General features: G+C 71.8%; 11 protein-coding genes. 7 read left to right on the top strand and 4 right to left on the bottom strand.

Going from position 1 to position 14,522, the window contains the following annotated elements:
- The first annotated feature begins 10 nt into the window (after window positions 1–10).
- The 3 genes from nuoL to nuoN are packed head-to-tail and all read left to right on the top strand — an operon-like array spanning window position 11 to window position 5,226.
- A complete protein-coding gene (nuoL, locus tag ACZ53K_RS07300; RefSeq protein ID WP_468832697.1) occupies window positions 11–1,957 on the top strand; it encodes an NADH-quinone oxidoreductase subunit L in 1,947 nt (648 codons plus the stop codon).
- Window positions 1,958–1,960: 3 nt separating this feature from the next.
- Window positions 1,961–3,577 carry an NADH-quinone oxidoreductase subunit M gene (locus tag ACZ53K_RS07295; RefSeq protein WP_468832696.1) on the top strand — a complete coding sequence of 539 codons (1,617 nt, stop codon included), beginning with the start codon at window positions 1,961–1,963 and terminating at the stop codon, window positions 3,575–3,577.
- On the top strand, window positions 3,574–5,226 hold the full coding sequence (gene nuoN, locus ACZ53K_RS07290) for an NADH-quinone oxidoreductase subunit NuoN (protein ID WP_468832695.1): 1,653 nt from the start codon (window positions 3,574–3,576) through the stop codon (window positions 5,224–5,226). The genes ACZ53K_RS07295 and nuoN overlap by 4 nt, the downstream gene beginning before the upstream one ends.
- Before the next feature lie 175 nt (window positions 5,227–5,401).
- Here nuoN and ACZ53K_RS07285 read toward each other — a convergent pair whose 3' ends face one another.
- The 4 genes from ACZ53K_RS07285 to fahA form a co-directional block, all read right to left on the bottom strand.
- Complete coding sequence (locus ACZ53K_RS07285) at window positions 5,402–5,743, bottom strand: hypothetical protein (RefSeq protein ID WP_468832693.1); 342 nt, start codon at window positions 5,741–5,743, stop codon at window positions 5,402–5,404.
- A gap of 294 nt (window positions 5,744–6,037) precedes the next feature.
- Complete coding sequence (locus ACZ53K_RS07280) at window positions 6,038–6,529, bottom strand: hypothetical protein (RefSeq protein WP_468832692.1); 492 nt, start codon at window positions 6,527–6,529, stop codon at window positions 6,038–6,040.
- Window positions 6,530–6,725: 196 nt separating this feature from the next.
- Window positions 6,726–7,433 carry a GOLPH3/VPS74 family protein gene (locus tag ACZ53K_RS07275; protein ID WP_468832691.1) on the bottom strand — a complete coding sequence of 236 codons (708 nt, stop codon included), beginning with the start codon at window positions 7,431–7,433 and terminating at the stop codon, window positions 6,726–6,728.
- Entirely contained in the window at window positions 7,430–8,629 is a 1,200-nt protein-coding gene (fahA, locus tag ACZ53K_RS07270; RefSeq protein ID WP_468832689.1) for a fumarylacetoacetase, read from the bottom strand. The genes ACZ53K_RS07275 and fahA overlap by 4 nt, the downstream gene beginning before the upstream one ends.
- A gap of 331 nt (window positions 8,630–8,960) precedes the next feature.
- Here fahA and ACZ53K_RS07265 point away from each other — a divergent pair, with 331 nt between their 5' ends.
- The 4 genes from ACZ53K_RS07265 to ACZ53K_RS07250 all read left to right on the top strand — a co-directional run bounded on the left by ACZ53K_RS07265 (window position 8,961) and on the right by ACZ53K_RS07250 (window position 14,455).
- Window positions 8,961–10,241 (top strand): carboxylate--amine ligase, encoded by a 1,281-nt coding sequence (locus tag ACZ53K_RS07265; RefSeq protein WP_468832688.1) that lies wholly within the window; start codon window positions 8,961–8,963, stop codon window positions 10,239–10,241.
- A 70-nt stretch (window positions 10,242–10,311) separates the two neighbouring features.
- Window positions 10,312–11,532 carry an FAD-dependent oxidoreductase gene (locus ACZ53K_RS07260; protein WP_468832686.1) on the top strand — a complete coding sequence of 407 codons (1,221 nt, stop codon included), beginning with the start codon at window positions 10,312–10,314 and terminating at the stop codon, window positions 11,530–11,532.
- A gap of 324 nt (window positions 11,533–11,856) precedes the next feature.
- Window positions 11,857–12,870, top strand: coding sequence for a polyprenyl synthetase family protein (locus tag ACZ53K_RS07255; RefSeq protein WP_468832685.1), 1,014 nt, complete (start codon window positions 11,857–11,859; stop codon window positions 12,868–12,870).
- 244 nt (window positions 12,871–13,114) lie between these two features.
- Window positions 13,115–14,455 (top strand): LolA family protein, encoded by a 1,341-nt coding sequence (locus ACZ53K_RS07250; RefSeq protein ID WP_468832684.1) that lies wholly within the window; start codon window positions 13,115–13,117, stop codon window positions 14,453–14,455.
- The last annotated feature ends 67 nt before the right edge of the window (window positions 14,456–14,522 follow it).

Raw genomic sequence — 14,522 nt, 5'->3', positions numbered from 1 at the left:
GGTCGTAAACGTGGAGAACCTGATCGCCCTGCTCGTCGCGGCCCCCCTGGTCGGCGCGGCCCTGCTGCTGTGCGGCGGCCGGAGACTGGACCGGGCCGGCCACTGGCTCGGCACGCTGTTCGCGCTGGCGTCCTTCGCCCTGGCCGTCCCCCTGTTCACGGAACTGCTGGGCCGCGACGCCGAGCACCGCACCCTGCACCAGCACCTGTTCAGCTGGATTCCGGTGGGCGGCTTCCAGGCGGACGTCGCCTTCCAGCTCGACCAGCTGTCCATGACCTTCGTTCTGCTGATCACCGGTGTCGGATCGCTGATCCACATCTACTCGATCGGCTACATGGAGCACGACGAACGGCGCCGCCGCTTCTTCGGCTATCTCAACCTCTTCCTCGCGGCCATGCTGCTGCTCGTCCTCGCCGACAACTACCTCCTGCTGTACGTCGGCTGGGAGGGCGTGGGCCTGGCCTCGTACCTCCTCATCGGCTTCTGGCAGCACAAGCCCAGCGCGGCGACCGCGGCGAAGAAGGCGTTCCTGGTCAACCGCGTCGGTGACGTCGGACTGTCCATCGCCATCATGCTGATGTTCACCACGTTCGGGACGTTCGCGTTCGGCCCGGTGCTGGGCGCGGCCGGCGAGACGTCCGAAGGCAAGCTCACCGCCATCGGCGTGATGCTGCTGCTCGCCGCCTGCGGCAAGTCGGCGCAGGTCCCGCTCCAGTCCTGGCTCGGTGACGCGATGGAGGGCCCGACTCCGGTCTCGGCCCTGATCCACGCGGCGACGATGGTGACCGCCGGCGTCTACCTGATCACCCGCTCCGGGGCGATCTTCAACGGGGCGCCGGACGCGCAGACCGCCGTGGTGGTGGTCGGCGCGGTGACGCTGCTGTTCGGTGCGATCGTCGGTTGCGCGAAGGACGATATCAAGAAGGCCCTGGCGGGCTCGACGATGTCGCAGATCGGCTACATGATCCTGGCCGCCGGGCTCGGCCCGATCGGCTACGCCTTCGCGATCATGCACCTGGTCACCCACGGCTTCTTCAAGGCGGGCCTGTTCCTCGGCGCCGGCTCGGTGATGCACGGGATGAACGACGAGGTGGACATGCGCCGCTACGGCGGTCTGCGTAAATACATGCCCGTCACCTTCATCACCTTCGGCCTCGGCTACCTGGCCATCATCGGCTTCCCGGGGCTGTCCGGCTTCTTCTCCAAGGACAAGATCATCGAGGCGGCGTTCGCCAAGGGCGGCACCGAGGGCTGGATCCTCGGCGGCGCGGCCCTGCTGGGCGCCGCGATCACCGCGTTCTACATGACGCGAGTGATGCTGATGACGTTCTTCGGCGAGGAACGCTGGCGCAAGGCGCCGACACCGTCCCCCGCCGAACCCTCGGTGGAGCCCGCCGCGGAAACGCGGGGCGAGTACACCCCGCCGCACCCCCACGAGTCGCCCAAGTCCATGACCATCCCGATGATCCTGCTGGCCGTCGGGTCGGTCTTCGCGGGCGGACTGTTCAGCATCAACGAGGCGTTCGTGACCTGGCTGGAGCCGGTCACCGACTTCGACCACGGCCACCCGCCGATCGGCGCCTCGACGATCACCACCGCCACGATCGTGGTGATGCTCCTCGGCGTCGCACTCGCCTACCTCCAGTACGGACGCAAGCCGGTACCGGCCGTCGCCCCGCGCGGCTCGCTGCTCACCCGGGCGGCCCGCCGCGACCTGCTCCAGGACGACTTCAACCACGCCGTGCTGGTACGCGGCGGCGGGGAACTGACCCGCGCCCTCGCCGAGCTGGACCACTCCGTCGTGGACGGCGCGGTCCGGGGCACGGCGGCGTCGATGGGCGGTCTCTCCGGCCGGCTGCGCCAGGTGCAGAACGGCTTCGCCCGCTCGTACGCGGTACAGATGTTGGGCGGTGCGGCCGTGCTGATCGCCGCGACCCTGCTGATGAGGGGTGTCTGAGCCATGTCGTTTCCCCTTCTGACGGCCACCGCGGCGGTCCCGGCGATCGGCGCGATCGCCACCGCCGCGGTGCCCGCCGCCCGGCGCACCGCCGCCAAGTGGCTGGCGCTGCTCTTCTCGCTGGCCACCCTGGTGCCGGCCGCGGTGGTCGCGGTCCGCTTCGACACGGGCGCGAAAGGCCCGTTCCAGCTCACCGAGTCGCACTCCTGGATCAGGGACTTCGGCGTCCGTTACGAACTGGGCGTGGACGGCATCGCGGTGGCGCTGATCGCGCTGACCGCACTGCTGATCCCGTTCGTCATCCTGGCGGGCTGGCGCGACGCCGACCCCATGGAAGAGGCCGAGCCGAACCGGCGCTGGCGCCCCACCCAGGGCTTCTTCGCGCTGATCCTCGCCGTCGAGGCGATGGTGGTCCTCTCCTTCGAGGCCACCGACGTCTTCCTCTTCTACATCTTCTTCGAAGCCATGCTCATCCCGATGTACTTCCTCATCGGCGGCTTCGGGGACCGGGCCGGGCCGGGCGGCGAGGAGCGCAGTGCGACGCTGCGCTCGCAGGCCGCCGTGAAGTTCCTGCTCTACAACCTGGCCGGCGGACTGATCATGCTGGCCGCGGTGATCGGACTGTACGCGGCCACCGCCGACCAGCTCGGCAGCGGCACCTTCTCCCTGACGGAGATCGTCCAGGCCCGGGCGGACGGCAAGCTGACGCTGGGCACCGGCACCGAACGCCTGCTGTTCCTCGGCTTCTTCTTCGCCTTCGCGGTGAAGGCGCCGCTGTGGCCGCTGCACACCTGGCTGCCGGGTGCGATGGGCGAGTCCACCGCGCCCGTGGCCGTACTGATCACCGCGGTGGTCGACAAGGTCGGCACCTTCGCGATGCTGCGCTTCTGCCTCCAGCTCTTCCCGGAGGCCAGCAGCTGGGCGACGCCGGTGATCCTCGTCCTCGCGCTGATCAGCATCCTGTACGGCGCGCTGCTCGCGGTCGGCCAGCGGGACATCAAGCGCCTGATCGCGTACGCGTCCATCTCCCACTTCGGCTTCATCATCATGGGCATCTTCGCGATGACGAGCCAGGGCCAGGGCGGTGCGACGCTGTACATGGTCAACCACGGCATCTCCACGGCGGCGCTGATGCTGGTCGCCGGGTTCCTGATCTCGCGGCGCGGCTCCCGGCTGATCTCCGACTACGGCGGGGTGCAGAAGGTCGCGCCGGTGCTGGCCGGCACGTTCCTGGTCGGCGGCCTGGCGACCCTGTCGCTGCCGGGCCTGGCGCCGTTCATCAGCGAATTCCTGGTGCTGGTCGGCACGTTCAGCCGCTACCCGGCCGTGGGCATCGTGGCCACCGCCGGCATCGTGCTCGCCGCGCTGTACGTCCTGGTCCTCTACCAGCGGACGATGACCGGCCCGGTGAAGGCCGAGGTGCGGACGATGCCCGACCTCAAGGCGCGGGAGCTGGCGGTCGTCGCCCCGCTGATCGCGCTGCTGCTCTTCCTCGGCGTCTACCCGAAGCCGCTGACGGACCTCGTCAATCCGGCGGTGGACCACACCCTGTCCGTCGTCGACCAGCACGATCCCCGCCCCGACGTACCCGTGAAGGCAGATGCGGAGGCCGCGAAGTGAGTTCCGTGGCGAGCGTCCACAGCCTGTGGACCATTGCGGCCGAGGCACCGGGCAAGATCCCGGCGCCGAAGATCGAGTATGCCCAGCTGGCCCCGGCGCTGATCGTGCTGGGGGCCGCGGTCATCGGTGTCGTACTGGAGGCGTTCCTGCCGCGACGCAGCCGCTACTACGCCCAGCTGCTGCTGTCCGTGCTCGCGCTGGCCGCCGGGTTCGCGGCCGTCGTGGGCCTGGCGGCGGGCGGCTTCGGCACCACCAAGGCGAAGATCGCGGCGATGGGCGCCATCGCCGTGGACGGCCCGGCGCTCTTCCTCCAGGGCACGATTCTGCTGGTGGCGCTGGTCGCCACCTTCACCTTCGCCGAACGCCGGCTCGACCCGGCCGCACATGGCAGGAAGGTGGACTCCTTCGCGGCGCAGGCCGCGGCGGTGCCCGGGGGGGAAGCCGAACGGGCCGCGGTCAAGGCCGGTTTCACCACGACCGAGGTGTTCCCGATCGCACTGTTCGCAGTCGGCGGGATGCTGGTCTTCCCCGCCGCCAACGACCTGCTGACCCTCTTCGTCGCGCTGGAGGTCTTCTCCCTCCCGCTGTACCTCCTGTGCGCGCTGGCCCGCCGCCAGCGGCTGCTGTCGCAGGAGGCCGCGGTGAAGTACTTCCTGCTCGGCGCGTTCTCGTCGGCGTTCCTGCTGTTCGGCATCGCCCTGCTGTACGGCTACGCGGGCACGGTCACGTACTCCGGTATCGCCGAGGTCGTCAGCGACGGCGCCAAGCAGATCAACCCGGCGCTGGCCGACACCATGGGCAACGACGCGCTGCTGCTGATCGGCGCGGCGCTGGTGCTGATGGGGCTGCTGTTCAAGGTCGGCGCGGTGCCGTTCCACATGTGGACGCCGGACGTGTACCAGGGCGCGCCGACCCCGGTGACCGGATTCATGGCCGCGGCCACCAAGGTCGCCGCGTTCGGCGCGCTGCTGCGTCTGCTGTACGTCGTCCTGCCGGGGCTGCGCTGGGACTGGCGGCCGGTCATGTGGGGCGTCGCGATCGTCACGATGCTGGGCGGCGCGATCGTCGCCATCACCCAGACCGACATCAAGCGGCTGCTGGCGTACAGCTCCATCGCGCACGCCGGCTTCATCCTTGCCGGTGTGATCGCCACCAACAAGGACGGCATCTCCTCCGTCCTGTTCTACCTGGCGGCGTACTCCTTCGTGACGCTCGGCGCGTTCGCGGTGGTCACGCTCGTACGGGACGCGGGCGGCGAGGCGACCCACCTGTCGAAGTGGGCAGGGCTGGGCCGGCGCTCACCGCTGACCGCGGCGGTCTTCGCCATCTTCCTCCTCGCCTTCGCCGGCATCCCGCTGACCTCGGGCTTCGCCGGAAAGTTCGCGGTGTTCAAGGCGGCGGCGGAGAGCGGCGCGGGCTGGCTGGTGGTGGTCGGTGTCATCTCGTCCGCCATCGCCGCGTTCTTCTACATCCGCGTCATCGTGCTGATGTTCTTCGACGAGCCGAAGGCGGACGGCCCGACGGTGGCGGTGCCCAGCCCGCTGACCATGACGGCCATCGCGGTCGGTGTCGCGGTCACGCTGGTCCTGGGCCTGGCGCCGCAGTACTTCCTCGACCTGGCGGGTCAGGCGGGGGTGTTCGTGCGCTGAGCGGCGACGCCGGCGTACGGCGCACGCTCCACGGCCGCCGTCCGGCGCCCTTGCGGGGGTGCCGGACGGCGGCCGTTGCGCCACTCGGGCGAAGGAGGCCGGCGCGGCCTGAAGCAACCTGCGAGGAGGGCCGGCCGGAGTGCGAAAGGCGCGGGTCAGCGCGGGGCGGGCCGGGTCAGCGGGAGAACAGCACCGAGCGGACCAGGACCTTCTTCGGGGCGGCCTTGCCGGGCGGGACGACGAAGAAGGCGTCGCTGCTGCAGTCGTCGTCGGCGAAGAGGGTCACGGTGGCGTTCGTCCGGTTCACCGCCCCGTAGGCGAAGTCGGCACCGTCCGGCAGCGCGAGGGTGACGCACTCCTTGCCCGGCGGGTTGAAGAGGGCCGCGCGCTGGTCCAGCTTGTCGCCGGTGTTGAAGCCGTAGGAGAAGATGCCGTCGGCGGCGTAGGCGGAGGTGGGGGTGGTCAGGGCGAGTACGGCCGCTCCGAAGGCGGCGGCGACGGACGTGCGCAGGCGCATCTCGTGACTCCTCGTGGTTGTCGGTGTCGAGCAACTACTCGGAGTGAATATGGCTCAGCGTCTGACGTCTTTCCCGGCGCCGCCCCGGAAACACCCCTGGTGGCGTAGCGGCCCTGAGCCGTTCGCGGCGGCTCAGGGCCGTTCGCGCGGGCCGGCGCCCCGGTGCGGCCCGGGGGCTGACCGGTCGTCAGGCGCCCGGCGGGGCCGGTGCGGGCCCGGTCGTCAGAACCCCGGCGGGCCCGGTGCGGGCCTGGTCGCCAGGACCTCTTCGCAGGCCCGGTGCGGCCCCGGCCGTCAGGATTTCGGTACGTCCGCGGGCAGGCTCGGCATGCCCGGCAGCTTCAGCTTGCCCTCGGCCTTGGCGAAGGCGTCGGTGGGCCCGCCCTTCCAGCTCACCTTCAGCGTCTTGCCGTCGGCGCCCGGCTTGACGGTGCCGACGGTGCGGGTGGTGTGGCCGCCCATGCATTTCAGGGCGATGACCGTGGTGCCCATCGTCTCCACCTTGCCCTGACAGGCCGTCCCGGCGTCCGCGCCGAGGCCCATCGACGCGGTGCCCCGGTAGATCACCAGGGTCAGGTGGGAGTCGCCGGTCTTGGCGATCCAGGCGCCGTCGAGACTGCCGGCGCCGTCCGCGGGCCGGTCGCCGGCGGGCTGGTCACCGGCGGTCTGCGACGGGGTGGCGGCCGGTGTCCCGCCCGCGGCGCCGCTCTTGCCGCTGCTGCCGCAGCCGCTGAGCAGCAGTGCGGCGATGGTGGCCGTCCCGGCGATCTGCGCTGCCTTGCGCACGTACGTCTCCTCCGTTGTGGGACAGGGAGCCGAGAGGCTAGCAACGCGGGGCGCGGCCCGGTCCCGTAACGGGTGGGGTGGGAGGGATTGCGGCAGCGCCGCTACGAAGTTGGCGCGCTGCCGTGACCTTCCGGCGGCCGGGCGGGGGAATTGCGGGGATCTGCCCCCGAGGCCTCCCGTCCCCCGCCCCGGCGCCTCACACGCTGCCGGCCGCCGCCTCGTCCTGGAAGACCGCGGACGCGACCGCGCGGGTGATCCAGTGCTCGCGGGTCAGCGCTTTCAGTTCGCGGCGTGTGGTGCGCCGGTCGCGGCCCAGCTCCAGCTTGCGGTCCAGGTGGGTGGCCGAGACCAGGGCGGCGAACAGCCGGTCGCGGGGGTCCGCGAAGCCGGTGGCCAGCGCGCCCTTGAAGCGGGCGCGGGCCGGTCCGGCGAGATCCGCCGGGCCGGCCGCCAGCCGCTCGTACCGGAACAGGCCCAGCGCGCGCCGGGACTCCCGGCGGACCGCGCCGCGCTGTTCCAGCCGCTGCCGGCACACCTCGTCGATGCCGCGCGCCGCGCGCCGCAGCCAGCGCTGGGCCTTCTCGCCACTGCCCTTGCCGCCGGCCGGCAGGGTGGCCAGTGCGGCGTCCAGCACCAGGTCGCCGAGCGGCAGCGGACTGTGCACGATGATCCGTCCGCCGCGGCCCTCGCTGACCCGGCCGGCCCGCTCCAGCTCCGCGAGGGCGGCGCCGGCCAGGCCGTACCGCAGGTGGGACGGGTCGTTCAGCGGCTTGCCGTGCTTCGGGTCCAGGGCGAGGAGCAGCAACTCCTCGGGCAGGGTGGGCCCCCGGTCCGCGCCGCTCCCGTACCCGTACGGGCCTTCCGGCGTGCCGCCCCGCCCGCTCCCCGCCCCGTGCCCGGTCATGACGTTCGCGCGGGCCGGATACGTCCGGTGACCTCGCCCAGACCGATCCGGGAGCCCTCGGGCCCCGGCGCCCAGGCGGTCAGGGTGACCTCGTCGCCGTCCGCCAGGAACGGGCCCTTGCCCTGGGTGAGTTCGAGGAGGCAGCCGAGCTGGTCCGGCTCCGGTCCGGAGACTGTGCCGGAGGCGTAGAGGTCGCCGGTGCGCAGCGAGGCGCCGTTGACGGTCATGTGGGTGAGCTGCTGGGCGGCCGTCCAGTACATGGCGGAGAAGGGCGGGCGGGCGACCGTCTCGCCGTTGATGTCCACCTGGATGCGCAGGTCGATACCGCCCGGCTCGGCGTCCGTGTCATCCAGATAGGGGAGTACGGGGACGTCACGGGCGGGTGGCGCGGTACGGGCGTGGTCCAGCGCGTCCAGCGGCGTGATCCACGCGGACACGGAGGTCGCGAAGGACTTGCCGAGGAAGGGGCCGAGCGGCACGTACTCCCATGCCTGGATGTCCCGCGCCGACCAGTCGTTGACCAGGCAGACGCCGAAGACGTGGTCGCGGAAGCCGGCCAGGCCGACCGGTTCGCCGAGCGCGGACGGCGTACCGACGACGAAGCCGATCTCCGCCTCGATGTCCAGCCGCGTGGAGGGCCCGAAGACGGGCGCCGCGTCGGCCGGGGCCTTGCGCTGGCCGCTGGGCCGTACGACCGGGGTGCCGGAGACCACGACCGTGCCGGTCCGGCCGTGGTAGCCGATGGGCAGGTGCTTCCAGTTGGGGGTGAGCGCGTCGGCGTTCGGGCGGAAGATCCGGCCGACGTTGGTGGCGTGGTGCTCGCTGGCGTAGAAGTCGACATAGTCCGCGACCTCGAACGGCAGGTGCAGCGTCACCGTGGTCAGCGGGCGCAGCAGCGACGCGGTGGTGTCGCGGTGCGCGGGGTCGGTGACGGCCGTACGGACGGCCTCCCGCACCGCCCGCCAGATGTCGCGGCCCGCGGCGAGCAGCGGGTTGAGGGTGGGCGCGGCGAGCAGGTCGGTGTGCGGTGACCCGGAGGTGGCGGCGAGGGCGTTCAGGTCGAGTACGTGGTCGCCGTAGCGGACGCCGATGCGGCGCCGGTCCGGCTCGTCCGCCGTACTGAAGACGCCGTAGGGGAGGGTGTGCGGCCCGAAGGGGTGGCCCTCGGGCAGGTCGAGCGGGTGGTGCTCGGGCATGTACGGCTCCTCGCGTGGTCGTCTCGCGTGCGTCATCACCTGTGACCGCGGGCCCGGCCGGTGGACCGGCGGGCTCGTCGATCAGATTACGGCCCAACAGGGCGCGAGGGGATGGGCAGTCGGGCGCCGGGGACCGCCGCGGTCGCGGCGGGGGCGGAGGAGGACCGAAGAGGCGTGGTGACAAAGGAGGTACGGAACCGCGCGAAAGGCGTTGGCAAAGCAGTCTAAAGAGTTCGCAATGTCCTGAAAAGCGGTGCCGGAACGGTCGGTCCGGCCCCTAACTTCCTTGCGGGACGCGGCCGGGGCGGGACGCGTGCCGTTGGGGGGTCAGGTGGCTCGCAGCACATCGTTCGCGGTGGACCGGACCGTTCCGGGGCTCATCGTGAAGATCGGCGACTATCCGCTGCACCATGGCGGAGTGGGGGCGATCCGCAGCCTGGGGCGCCTCGGCGTGCCCATGTACGCGATCACCGAGGACAGGTTCACGCCCGCCGCCGCCTCGCGCTATCTGCACGGGTGCTGTGTCTGGCCGACCACCGGACGCGAGGACCCGCAGCGGCTCGCCGAGGTGCTGCTGCGCATCGGCGAACGGATCGGCCGGCCCACGGTCCTGATACCGACCGATGAAGAGGCCGCCGTCCTGATAGGGGAATTCGCCGACGACCTGCGCGACCACTTCCTGTTCCCCCGCACCGAGGCGGGTTTACCGCGCCGCCTGGCCAGCAAACAGGGTCTGCACGAACTCTGCGTCGAGCACGGCATCCCGTCACCGGCGGCGGCCTTCCCGGAGTCCCTGGCGGACATCGAGCACTTCGCCGCGCAGGCGCGTTTTCCGGTCGTGGCCAAGAACCGCGAGGCGTTCCAGCGGCGACGGCACCCCACGGTCGCCGGCACCACCCGGATCGCGGGCCCCGACCAGCTGATCGGCCTGGCCCGGGACTGGGGGCCGCGGCCGGACGTGATCCTCCAGGAATACCTGCCGCGGGAGGAGGCCGAGGACTGGATCGTGCACGCGTACTTCGACGCGGACAGCGCCGCGCTGAGTCTGTTCACCGGCGTCAAGGTGCGTTCCTGGCCACCGCACGCCGGCATGACGGCCTGCGCGTACGTCGTCGACAACCCCGAACTGGCCGAACTGACCGCCCAGTTCGTCAAGCGCATCGGCTTCAGCGGCATCGTGGACCTGGACTGGCGCTACGACCGGCGGGACGGGGAGTACAAGCTGCTGGACTTCAACCCGCGGATGGGCGCCCAGTTCCGGCTGTTCGAGAACGAGGCGGGCATCGATGTCGTACGGGCCCAGCATCTGGACCTGACCGGCCGCCGGGTCCCGGAGGCGGAGCAGCGTGCCGGGCAGCGGTTCGTCGTGGAGAACATCGACCTGCCGGCGATGATTGCGTACCACCGCAGCGGCTACACGACACCGCACGCGCCGGACCGCGCCACCGGCACCGAGCTGGCATGGCTGGCCGCCGACGACATCAAGCCGTTCTTCACGATGCTGGCCCGCTGCGTCGGCCCGGGGGCCCGGCACCTGGTCGAGCTGCGGCGCGCGAGCCGACGCGCGCGGACGGCGGCGGACGGCGGGGCGCTCAGGCGGACGCGGCCGTGACACAGCACTGCCGGACATGGGCGCCACACAGCACTGCCGGTTCAGCACCACCCTGGGGAGGGGAACGCACGTGAACACTCCGGTAGCAGTCATCGGAGCCGGTCCGTACGGCCTGTCGACGGCGGCGCACCTGCGCGCGCGGGGGGTGCCCGTACGCGTCTTCGGCCGGCCGATGGTGAGCTGGCGGGAGCACATGCCCGCAGGAATGCTGCTCAAGTCGACGCCGACGGCGTCCAGCATCGACACCCCGCAGGCCGGACACACGCTCCAGGACTTCTGCGGCGCGACCGGCGGGCAGCGCTACGAGTCCGACTGGGACATCGTGCCTGTCGAGACCTTCGTGCGGTACGGGGAGTGGCTCCAGGAGAGGCTGGTGCCCGACCTGGAGCAGGTACGGGTGGTCTCGGTCGACCGGCGGTCCGGTGGAGCCGGGCCACAGACCGGCGATTTTGAGCTGAAATTGGACAGTGGCGAACAATTCCGGGCACGGGCTGTCGTCGTGGCCACCGGGCTGACCGGGTTCGCCCGACTGCCGCGTGAACTGGCCGCGGCGGTACCGGACGGACCGTCCCGCACCGGACCGGTCTCGCACAGCTCCCAGCACAGCGACCTGTCAGCCTTCGCCGGCCGGGACGTGGTGGTGGTCGGCGCCGGGCAGTCGGCGCTGGAGAGCGCGGTGCTGCTCGCCGAGTCCGGCGCCCGGTCCGTCCGGGTCGTGGCGCGCGGGCGGGCGGCGGTGGGCTTCGGCGCGCCGCCTGACCGGCAGCCCAGGCTGCGGCCCGTGACGCCGTTCGGCAACGCCTGGTCACTGTACGCGTTCACGTACTACGCGGGCGGATTCCGCCACCTGCCCGCACCGGCCCGGCGCTACCTGGTCCGCCGGGTGCTGGGGCCGCTGGGCGCCTGGTGGCTGCGGGAGCGCTTCGTGGGGCGCGTCCAGGTCACGGCCGGGCGGCGGATCGTCCGGGCGCGCGTCGAGGACGGCCGTCCCGTCCTGACGCTGCGCGGCCCCGACGGCCGGACCGGCGAACTCGCCGCCGACCACGTCCTGGCCGCCACCGGCTACCGGGTCGACCTGGCGGCGATGGATTTCATGGGCCAGGGCCTGCGCACCGGCATCACCGTGAGCGGCGGCGGCCCGCGGCTGGACGCGGGCTTCGGCTCCTCGGTCCCGGGCCTGCACTTCACGGGCCTTCCGGCGGCGGCGTCCTTCGGGCCCGTGATGCGCTTCGTCTGCGGTACGGAGTTCGCGTCGGCTCGGGTGGCGGAGGCGGTGGCCGGAACGCGCTGATCCGAGGGTCCTGGCCGGTGGCCGGAACGCGCTGAGACCGGATGCCCTGGCCGGGACGGCCGGGAGGAGCACCCTGCCGCGGGAACGGCCGGGTGCTCCGCTCTTTTTCTGCTGCGGCAAACCCGCATCATTGGTGGATCACGGGCATTCCGTACGGCTGCCTGCCGCGCCCGCGCGGAGCACCGGACGGGCCGCACATCGTTCGAGTGCGCCGGAGGGGCGGGCGCTCACGGTGATCCAACGGCGACCGGATACGCTGGCCAATGGTGGAGACAGCGACAGATCGACAATACGTTTGATCGTCAGCAGACAGGAGTACCCCTCGTGACCGTCGTCGGGCCCTTCGGGCTGAGCGTGCGGGACCAGGCTCTCGAGGCCGATGTCCAGGCCGGGTTGGCGGCTGTCGAGGAGGGCCTGCTGGAGGCCACCAAAAGCGACGTGCCGTTCATCACCGAGGCCGCGCAGCACCTCGTCCGCGCAGGTGGCAAGCGGTTCCGCCCGCTGCTGGTGATGCTCGCCGCGCAGTTCGGCGACCCGCACACCCCGGGCGTCGTGCCCTCGGCCGTCGTCGTGGAGCTGACCCACCTGGCGACGCTGTACCACGACGACGTCATGGACGAGGCGGACGTGCGCCGCGGGGTGGCCAGCGCCAACGCCCGCTGGGGCAACTCCGTGGCCGTGCTGACCGGCGACTTCCTCTTCGCGCGTGCCTCGCACATACTGGCCGACCTCGGCCCGGAGGCCGTACGCATCCAGGCCGAGGCGTTCGAACGCCTCGTCACCGGCCAGATCCTGGAGACCGCGGGCCCGCGCGACGGACGCGACCCGATCGACCACTACCTGGACGTCATCGCGGGCAAGACCGGCTCGCTGATCGCCGTGGCCGGCCGCTTCGGCGCGATGATGTCCGGCGCCGGCGAGACCACCGTCAACATCCTGACCCAGTACGGCGAACGCCTCGGCACCGCCTTCCAGCTCGCCGACGACGTCCTGGACATCGCCAGCGACTCCCACGAGTCCGGCAAGACGCCCGGCACGGACCTGCGCGAGGGCATCCCGACGCTGCCGGTCCTGCACCTGCGCGCCCTGGCCGACGGCGAGCACGGCACCGACAAGGACCGCGAACTGCGCGACCTGCTGGCCGGCGACCTGACCGACGACGCCCGGCACGCCGAGGCGCTGGCCGGGCTGCGCGCCCACCCGGCGCTGGAGCAGGCCCGCCGCGACACGGTGCGCTACGCGGAGGAGGCGCGGGCCACGCTGGCGCCGCTGCCGGAGTGCAGGGCGAAGGAGGCCCTGGAGGGGCTGTGCGACTCGGTGGTGCACCGGGCGGGGTGACCTCCGGTAACCCCTAGGGTCCGCTCCGGGGCCCCTCTGCCTTCGGTCGTACCGTTTCCCTCCTGTGGTGAGGTGGGGTCATCCCACCGGAGTACGAGGAGTTGGCCCCCGGGGCTGATGCGCACGGCTGGCCAATTTGGTGGGATTGAGACCACCACGCCACGGCGGAACGGGTCACAATGAGCCCGGGGGTGGGACGAGTGCGTCGCGTAGCAGACCGCCGCTTACGACGGAGGTAAGGCACATGCCACGGAACCAACCGACACAGGTCACCGACGAATGGGACGGGGACGGGGGGCGCTCCGCGAAGCGCCGCAGGACGATGCGGTACGCCATCCCGGCCGCCGTCGTGGGCGTCACGGCGGCCTCGATCGGGCTGGTCCCGGCGTTCGCCGGCTCCGGCTCCCCGGACCTGCCGAAGATATCCGCGCAGGACCTGCTGGCCAAGGTCGCCTCCTCCGACGTGCAGCAGCTGTCCGGCACGGTCCGTACGAGCACCGACCTGGGGCTGCCGTCCCTGTCGGGCAGCGGCGCCGGTGCCTTCGGCGGCTCGTCGGGCCAGAGCGGTAAGGGCGCGGCGGACAAGAGCGGCGACGCGGACTCCTCCGCCAGCCCGCAGAACCAGCTCAAGGACCTGGCGTCCGGGTCGCACACCCTGCGCGTCGCCGCCGACGGGCCCGACAAGCAGCGGGTCTCGGTCGTCGGCAAGGCCGCCGAGTACAACCTCGTGCACAACGGCCGGGACATCTGGGGCTACGACAGCAAGAGCAACACCGCTTACCACAGCACCGTCCCGGACGAAGCGGGCAAGGGCGGGAAGCACGGCTCGGACAAGTCCGGCAAAGCCGACAAGTCCGGTGGTGCGGCCGGTGAGTCCGGCGACCTGAAGAACGCCACCCCCCAGGAACTGGCCAAGAAGGCGCTGGCCGCGGTCGGCGACACCACCTCGGTGACCGTCGACGGCACGGCCAAGGTCGCCGGCCGGGACGCGTACCAGCTCTCCATCAAGCCCAAGCAGGCCGGCTCCACGGTCGACGCGATCCGCATAGCGGTGGACGCCGAGACCGGCGTACCGCTGAAGTTCACCCTCACGCCCAAGAGCGGCGGCGCCGCCGCGATCGACGTCGGCTTCACCTCCGTCGACTTCGCCAAGCCCGCGGCCGGCACCTTCGACTTCAAGCCGCCGAAGGGCGCCAAGGTCGTGGACGGCGACAAGGCCCGCGCACAGCAGCACGCCAAGGGGCAGCGGACCGCCCAGGACCTCCAGGGCATCCTGGGGCAGTACGGCCTGGACGGCAAGAACGCCGGCAAGGGCAAGGGCCTCGACGTCATCGGCTCCGGCTGGACCTCGATCGCCCACCTCAAGGGCACCGGCTCCGGCCTCTCCTCGGCCACCGGCAAGGGCGCGTCCGGTGAGGCGGCCAAGCTGCTGGACAGCCTGGGCGAGAAGGTGAACGGAAAGTTCGGCTCCGGCCGGCTCTTCAGCACCCGCCTGGTCAACGCCCTGGTGACGGACGACGGCTCGGTCTACGCCGGCGCCGTGGACAAGGAGACCCTGATCAAGGCGGCCGAGTCCGCCAAGTAACGCATACGGCGCGGGGCGGGCCGAACGGCCCCGCCCCGCGCCCCGGCCGCCGGCAGGACCGGCCGCG

This window comes from Streptomyces sp. NPDC033221 (assembly GCF_055577005.1).
Note: the sequence above shows the minus strand (reverse complement) of the source record. Positions and strands in the feature narration are given on the sequence as shown.

Excerpts from the sequence above, each read along its gene's own strand:
- ACZ53K_RS07295 (WP_468832696.1), top strand. The coding sequence starts at position 1,961 with ATGTCGTTTCCCCTTCTGACGGCCACCGCGGCGGTCCCGGCGATCGGC.
- ACZ53K_RS07285 (WP_468832693.1), bottom strand. The coding sequence starts at position 5,743 with ATGCGCCTGCGCACGTCCGTCGCCGCCGCCTTCGGAGCGGCCGTACTC.
- ACZ53K_RS07275 (WP_468832691.1), bottom strand. The coding sequence starts at position 7,433 with ATGACCGGGCACGGGGCGGGGAGCGGGCGGGGCGGCACGCCGGAAGGC.
- fahA (WP_468832689.1), bottom strand. The coding sequence starts at position 8,629 with ATGCCCGAGCACCACCCGCTCGACCTGCCCGAGGGCCACCCCTTCGGG.
- ACZ53K_RS07250 (WP_468832684.1), top strand. The coding sequence starts at position 13,115 with ATGCCACGGAACCAACCGACACAGGTCACCGACGAATGGGACGGGGAC.